We start from the raw sequence: 7,380 nt of genomic DNA on the forward strand, positions 1-7,380 counted from the left end.
TTGTATCAAAAGATAGTAAAACGTTCGCAAATTCATTCGCGGTACCTAAAGTCATTGTTATGTTCAATTGGTTTGAAAAGCTGACCCAACCCTTTCCCCAGATGGAAACCGAAAAGCCACCGAAGACGCTATTTGGCTTTTGTCGTTTTTACACTCGTGGCTTTGAAGCCCCTTTACTCGTTATGGCTGTGTTCAGTGCGCTTATTGCCATTACTGAGGTGACGCTGTTGCGTTATATGGGCGAGCTCGTCGATATTCTCTCTAATCAAGATCGCGCAACATTCTGGCAAGACCAGGGTGCTCGCATGCTAATGATGCTGTTCTTAGTGGCGGTTGTGATGCCAGCTCTCGGTTTTGTCCACTCAATGGTGATGCACCAAACGTTATTGGGTAACTACCCGATGTCTATCCGTTGGTTGATTCACCGTTACTTGCTAAAACAAGCGGTTGGATTTTTCCAGCGTGACTTTGCAGGCCGAGTTGCGACCAAAGTGATGCAAAGTGCGTTAGCGGTACGAGAAACGGTCATGAAGCTGGTGGATGTACTGGTTTATATCAGCGTTTATTTTCTTTCGATGCTCTGGATGATGGGCGAAGCTGATGGTTTGCTAATGTTGCCTATTGTGATTTGGATAGGAATGTACGCGGTTATCCAGTTCTACTTTATCCCTAAAATGAAACAAGTAGCGACGGAGCAAGCGGATGCTCGTTCTGTAATGACTGGGCGCATTGTCGATTCTTACACCAACATATCTACCGTAAAGCTATTCGCGCACTCGCAACGAGAGTTGGAATACGCAGAAAGCAGCATGAAGCAATTTTTGGTGACGGTTTACCGCCAAATGCGCATGGTGACTTGTTTACTGTTTAGTGTGGATGCCATCAACTATTTGCTGCTGATGTCTATTAGTGCCATTTCGGTTTATCTATGGCTAGATCACGCTGTAACAATTGGTGCTATTGCGATTGCCATCAGTATTGCGTTGCGCGTACAAGGTATGTCGAAGTGGATCATGTGGGAAGTTAGCGCACTGTTTGAAAACATCGGTACAGTAGTAGACGGTATTAATACGATTTCAAACGATGTTGAAGTGAAAGACGTACCAAATGCTAAGCCTTTGCAAATCTCTCAAGGTGAGATCTGCTTTGATCACGTAGGTTTTAACTACAGTGATGAGAAGGCAGTATTTGAGAACTTGAATCTGACTATCAAACCGGGCGAAAAAGTCGGCATTGTCGGTCGCTCTGGGGCAGGTAAATCCACGTTGGTCAACTTGTTGCTGCGCTTTTACGACGTAAATAGCGGTAAGATTTGTATTGATGGACAGGACATTTCTCAAGTTGAACAAGAGTCGCTTCGGCAACACATCGGTATGATCACGCAAGACACCTCTTTGCTACATCGCTCAATTAAAGAGAACATTCTTTACGGTGATCCAGATGCTTCAATGGATTCCGTTATCGCAGCTGCTGAGAAAGCACATGCTCATGATTTCATTCAATCTCTACGAGACGAGCAAGGTAACGTTGGTTATGACGTTGAAGTGGGTGAACGCGGTGTGAAGCTGTCTGGTGGTCAGCGTCAACGTGTGGCGATTGCTCGCGTTCTGCTGAAAAACGCGCCAATTTTGATCATGGATGAAGCAACGTCTGCACTTGATTCAGAAGTAGAATCGGCAATTCAAGAAAACCTTGAAGTTCTGATGGAAGGAAAAACAGTGATTGCGATTGCTCACCGTTTATCAACGATTGCCGCGATGGATCGTTTGATTGTAATGGATGACGGCAAAATCATTGAGCAAGGCTCGCATTACGAGCTGCTGCAATTGGGTGGTGTTTACGCTCAGTTGTGGAAGCATCAAACCGGCGGTTTTTTGTCTGAGCAAGGTGATGCTCAACTGCAAGTCATCTAATATGACGCTACACGAAAGAGGAGCAAATGCTCCTCTTTTTTGTGTCTGTCGTTTATACCGAGTAAGTAGGCGTTAATGGGCAACGTTAACTTGTGATTATTCATTGAGTTAGGCCAACTTAATGATGATTATGTTTATAACTCACTGTCGTTATTGAATTTTTTACGCTTTTTTTACGCGAACTCCGAATGGGCTTTTGCTAAAGTTTTCTACATCGAATTTTGGTTGATGTATTTTATGTTTGTTCAATGGCGAGATAACACCTTTCTCTTTTCTACTACCGTGATTGTTGGCGCGGTTGTGGTCTCATGGCTGTTAGACCAACTGTTTGGCTCTACAGCCGCAGTCCTGCTGATTTTACAGTTAGCAGTCGTGGTAGTGGCGTTTCAATGCAACTCGCGATTCGCTTATGCGGCGGCGGTGATCGAAGCGTTGAGCTTCAACTTCTTTTTCACGACGCCTCGTTACTCTTTGCAGATGTTTCGTCCGGAAGACATTTTTAATTTAGTCGTGTTTATGGTGGTGGCATTTATCACCAGCACCTTTGCGGATCTTTATCGTCGCCAGCAGGGAGAATTAAAACAAACCAAGCTGCAAAACAGCATCCTGCTATCGGTGTCCCATGACCTACGCACGCCGTTGGCAACCATTATTGGAACACTGACCACACTCAACGAGTACATGCCCAAGCTCAATGACTTAGAGCGCAAAGAATTGCTCGACAGTGCGACTTCAGAAAGCCACCGCTTGCATCAATATATAGAGAACCTCTTACAGGCGACTAAGCTCCAACACGGCACATTAAAAATTACCAAAAAAGATGAGCCTATTGCGAATATTGTGCGGGATGCGGTTTCTCGTTTGCCGAATTACACCGAGAAAGTATCCATGAATATGGATGATGCCGTTGGCTATTTGTCAGTAAGTCGTTCGCTCATCGAACAAGCGATTTTTAATGTGCTGGATAATGCCATGCGATTTTCACCAGAGAATGAATCTGTCGAGGTTTCACTTTCTAAGCAGGGTTCGTCGTGCGTGATTGATGTTCGGGACATGGGGATTGGCATCAAAGCTGAAGATGCGGAAAAAATATTCAACCTTTTCTATTCCGGTGTGAACAACAAATCGGCCGATTCAGGCACCGGAATGGGACTCGCGGTTGCCAAAGGTATCATCACCGCACACCATGGATATATTCAATCTATGCCAGTATCAGAAGGGACGCTGATCCGCATTCGACTTCCACTCAATCAAGGAGCAGAGCAGGCGTGAGTTACAAAGTTTTAGTTGTGGACGATGAGCCTCGCATTCATACCTTTATTCGAATTTCGCTGTCTGCTGAAGGGTTTGATTACATTGGCGCGAGTACCATTGCAGAAGCCAAAGCGTGTTTCGAAGCGTATTCGCCGCACGTAATTCTGCTAGATTTAGGCTTGCCCGACGGCGATGGGGCGGAGTTTCTCACTACGCTTCGTCAGACGTATAAAACGCCAGTGCTAGTGCTGACAGCTCGCGATCAAGAAGAGGAAAAAATCCGCCTTTTAGAAGCGGGCGCGAATGATTACTTGAGCAAGCCTTTTGGCGTAAAAGAGCTCATCGCGCGCATCAAAGTGCTGGTTCGAGATTTGGTGGATGAGCAAACCGTCGCTGATGAGCTGGTGGCTGGCCGAGTCAAAATCATCAAAAGTACTCACCAATTTTGGTTGGATCAGAGGGAAATTCCACTCACCAAGAAAGAGTTTTCTTTCATTGAACAGTTGATTCTCAAGCCGGGAAAACTCATTGAGCAAACTCATTTGCTAGCGGTGATTTGGGGAAAAAGTCATGTCGAAGACACTCACTACTTACGCGTGTTAGTGAGTCAACTACGCAAAAAACTGAACGATAGTGCTGACGAACAGCGGCTATTAAAAACCGAGCCAGGGCTGGGTTATCGTTTAGTGCTTGAGACGTCCAAGCACTACTAAATTCCAAATTTAATCAACGTTAATGCCAAGGTTTAGTGTTGGTTATCGGCACTCGAACAGGATTCGTGTTGCCTATTTTCCGTGACGGAAAACCAGTCTAACCCTTAACGCATTAGCATTTTCTATACATAAAACACAGTTAGGTATTGATATGGCTCACTTTACAGTAATTGGTCTAGGGCGATTTGGCGTTGCCGCCAGCTTAGAACTTATTCATCTTGGACACACCGTAACGGGGGTGGATAGCGACCCTAAAATCGTCGAAAAATACGTCGAAGAGTTAACGCAAGCGGTCATATGTGACGCAACAGACGAAGGTGCACTCAGAGAGTTAGCGTTAGCGAACAGTGATGTGGTGTTGGTAGCGATTGGCGAAGACATGCAAGCCAGTTTGTTGTGTACGCTGGCGCTGAAAAATCTGGGTGTGAAATCTATTTGGGTCAAAGCTAGCACCAAAGCGCACCATACCATCGTGTCTAAGCTTGGTGTACAACGCATTATTCATCCGGAAGAGGAGATGGGCGTAAGAGTCGCGCAGGCACTCAACTATCCGATGGTGAATAACTATTTGGAAATGGGGCATGGTTTGTATGTGGTGGAAATCCACGTTAAATCCAATCTGCACGATACACCGCTTTCTAAGTTGATCAGCCGAGGTAGTTACAACATTCAGCCGATATTGGTGAAGCGCGAAGAAGCCGTCTACACCAATATCAATGATGAGTTTGTGCTTAATGAGTTCGACACGCTGTTGCTTTGCGGTAGTCGCGCTGAGCTGAAATACGTCGCTCCAAGGTTGGTGTAACATGGTTTTGTGGCATCCCTCTATTATCCCCATCGAGCGAAAACCCAAAGCGGGCAAAAAATTGTTGGGCGCACCGCCATTAATACTTAGCCTCAGCTTTGCGTGCTTGATCATGCTCGGCACGGTCTTACTCAAACTGCCGATTGCCACCACAGAGCCCATCACTTGGATTCAAAGCCTGTTTACAGCAACATCGGCCATTACGGTGACGGGATTAGTTGTGGTAGACACGGGCACGGCGTTTACGCCTTTTGGGCAAGTGGTTATTGCTTTCCTGATTCAATGTGGTGGCCTAGGTTTGATGACGTTTGCTATCGTGACCTTGCTGGCTCTGGGCGGAAAAATTGGCTTTTTGGAGCGAGCAGTCGCGAGAGAGGCGTTCAACCAGACTGATTCATCGACACTCATTGCCACTGCTAAATCTGTATTGATGTTCGCTCTGCTCGTTGAACTTATTGGTTTCACTATTTTGAGCGTTTATTGGAGTGAAGAGCTGGGCTGGGAAACCAGTTTGTTCCATGGTTTCTTCTACACCATCAGTGCGTTTAACAATGCAGGTTTTGCGTTGAGTGCCGATAGCTTAATGCCTTACGTGGACGACCCGGTCGTTAACTTCACCATTACCAGTTTGTTCATTATTGGTGGTTTAGGCTTCTCGGTTTGGATTGACTTAAAACGCAATCGCCGTTGGCATCGACTCACCGTTTACAGTCGAATGATGATCTTAGGCACGATGATCATTAACGTGGTGGCACTTATCGCGATTTATCTGATTGAATATGACAACCCCAACACGCTTGCCCCGTTGAGCGAAGCAGGGAAATGGTGGGCATCGTGGTTTCAAGCGGTGACGCCAAGAACGGCAGGGTTCAACACTTTAGCTATCGATCAGTTGGAAGATGCCACAACGGCGATCATTCTGGTGTTGATGTTTATCGGCGGTGGATCATTGAGTACGGCAAGTGGCATTAAAGTTGTGACATTTATAGTGTTAGTCTTGGCGACTTACAGCTATTTGCGTCGCGATGAAGCAACCTATGCCTTTCAACGCGAGATTCCCAAAGAGACCATCAGCAAGGCATTGGCGCTGACTCTGATCTCGGTGGGGGTGACTTGGTTTGCCATATTCACGCTGTTACTGACAGAGAAAGCGTCTGTGTTAGATATTATGTTCGAAGCGGTCTCGGCACTGGGTACGGTTGGGTTATCGCGAGGCTTAACGGGCAGTTTGTGCGAACCAGGTGAGTTAGTGATCATCTTCATGATGTTTATGGGACGATTAGGGCCTCTTACATTAGCGTACTTCTTAGCCAGTCCAAGAAAGAAAAAAGCGCGTTACGCGAGTACTAAACTGGCAATAGGGTAAATGGGCTAACTCGTACAAAGTGAGCAAAAGGCTAGACAAAAGAGGAGTAACTGCTCCTCTTTTTGTGCTCGTTGTAGCCACGAAACTGTATACGGCAGTCTCTCTCACAACAATTTATGATTCATCTCTATTTTTTATCATTTATAAATTGTCGTTTTTGAGGTGTTGTCCAGAATGGAATTATCCACGTGCAACATAAGATTGCCGGGAATAAAAATAATTACAATACTGCCTTACTGGAAGATACATGAAAATCAAACCCCTCCCACCTTTAAATAGCCTCGTTGCGTTTGAAGCGTCGGCGCGGCACTTGAGTTTTACGTTAGCCGCTGACGAGCTAAACGTGACCCAAGGTGCTATCAGTCGCCAAATTAGACAATTAGAAGAATACTTAGGCAAGGCTATGTTCACGCGAGCCAATCGAAGCATTAATTTAACGCCTACAGGTCTTCAATATTATCAAGCTGTCAGCCAATCTTTGCTCGATATTGCTCAAATCACGGGTGAAGTGAAGAAGTGGCAGGGCGAACAAAAGATCACGGTTGCGACGACAAATGCAATGGCAGCCTTGTGGTTGTTGCCTAAGGTTGCTCAATTTCAAAATGAACATGATGACATCGATATAAGGATATTGGCCTCAGATAATGTGTTGGACTTACGCCGATTAGATTGCGATATCGCCTTGTTTTATTGTCGCACTCCACCTGCGGAAATGGACGTGACAACGCTATTTTCAGAAGAAGTATTCCCTGTGTGTAGCCCGCTTTATCTAGAGAAAATCGGCCAGCCTAGTGAGCCAGAAGAAATCTTCAATAAAACGTTACTCTATCTGGAAGAGTCTCAAAGAGATTGGGTGAATTGGGAGCAGTGGTTTGCGAGTGTAGGATTGCCAAATATTTCGCCTCGTAATCGCATGAACATCAATAACTATCCAATGCTGTTACAAGCGGCAATTAATGGTCAGGGAATCGCGTTAGCCTGGGGGTCATTAGTGGACGACTATTTACAAAGCGGTGCTCTAGTTAGGCCAGTCGAACACGTGCTTTCAACACCTTCCAATTTCTCTATGCTTGAACCTAAAAATAGAGGTTTAATCCCAGCAAGCGTCAAGCGTTTTAGAGCGTGGCTTTTGCAACAGTTGCCAGATGAGGTGGGTGATCGAGGTTTAGCCTAAATCAATAAGCAGAGAAAATAACAGAGTTTGGTCATGTTAAAAAGCGGGAGTACCAGTTCCCGCTTTGTTTTAATTGATTGTGCCGTCCTAAATAAGGTTGACACTTTCCACCCCCAAAATTGGAGAGTGTTATGAAATCAACAACTAAAAGAACT

Annotated in this window: 6 protein-coding genes; all 6 read left to right on the top strand. The window is 45.5% G+C overall.

What is annotated here, in order from left to right:
• Positions 1-59 precede the first annotated feature (59 nt).
• Positions 60-1,913 (top strand): ABC transporter ATP-binding protein, encoded by a 1,854-nt coding sequence (locus tag R7E29_RS11020; RefSeq protein WP_054576625.1) that lies wholly within the window; start codon positions 60-62, stop codon positions 1,911-1,913.
• A gap of 228 nt (positions 1,914-2,141) precedes the next feature.
• Positions 2,142-3,185, top strand: coding sequence for a DUF4118 domain-containing protein (locus tag R7E29_RS11025; RefSeq protein ID WP_167415889.1), 1,044 nt, complete (start codon positions 2,142-2,144; stop codon positions 3,183-3,185).
• Complete coding sequence (locus tag R7E29_RS11030; protein ID WP_054576620.1) at positions 3,182-3,880, top strand: response regulator transcription factor; 699 nt, start codon at positions 3,182-3,184, stop codon at positions 3,878-3,880. Before R7E29_RS11025 ends, R7E29_RS11030 begins: the two co-directional genes overlap by 4 nt.
• A gap of 151 nt (positions 3,881-4,031) precedes the next feature.
• Positions 4,032-4,685 carry a potassium channel family protein gene (locus tag R7E29_RS11035; protein ID WP_005375180.1) on the top strand — a complete coding sequence of 218 codons (654 nt, stop codon included), beginning with the start codon at positions 4,032-4,034 and terminating at the stop codon, positions 4,683-4,685.
• A 1-nt stretch (position 4,686) separates the two neighbouring features.
• The gene (locus tag R7E29_RS11040) at positions 4,687-6,051 is read left to right on the top strand and encodes a TrkH family potassium uptake protein (RefSeq protein ID WP_054576621.1); all 1,365 of its coding nucleotides are present in this window, start codon (positions 4,687-4,689) and stop codon (positions 6,049-6,051) included.
• Positions 6,052-6,298: 247 nt separating this feature from the next.
• Positions 6,299-7,225 (top strand): LysR substrate-binding domain-containing protein, encoded by a 927-nt coding sequence (locus R7E29_RS11045; protein WP_053303843.1) that lies wholly within the window; start codon positions 6,299-6,301, stop codon positions 7,223-7,225.
• Positions 7,226-7,380 lie beyond the last annotated feature (155 nt).

The organism is Vibrio sp. Vb1729 (assembly GCF_033338655.1).
Taxonomy (GTDB): Bacteria; Pseudomonadota; Gammaproteobacteria; order Enterobacterales; family Vibrionaceae; genus Vibrio; species Vibrio alginolyticus.

Excerpts from the sequence above, each read along its gene's own strand:
- R7E29_RS11045 (WP_053303843.1), top strand. The coding sequence starts at position 6,299 with ATGAAAATCAAACCCCTCCCACCTTTAAATAGCCTCGTTGCGTTTGAA.
- R7E29_RS11040 (WP_054576621.1), top strand. The coding sequence starts at position 4,687 with ATGGTTTTGTGGCATCCCTCTATTATCCCCATCGAGCGAAAACCCAAA.
- R7E29_RS11020 (WP_054576625.1), top strand. The coding sequence starts at position 60 with ATGTTCAATTGGTTTGAAAAGCTGACCCAACCCTTTCCCCAGATGGAA.
- R7E29_RS11035 (WP_005375180.1), top strand. The coding sequence starts at position 4,032 with ATGGCTCACTTTACAGTAATTGGTCTAGGGCGATTTGGCGTTGCCGCC.
- R7E29_RS11025 (WP_167415889.1), top strand. The coding sequence starts at position 2,142 with ATGTATTTTATGTTTGTTCAATGGCGAGATAACACCTTTCTCTTTTCT.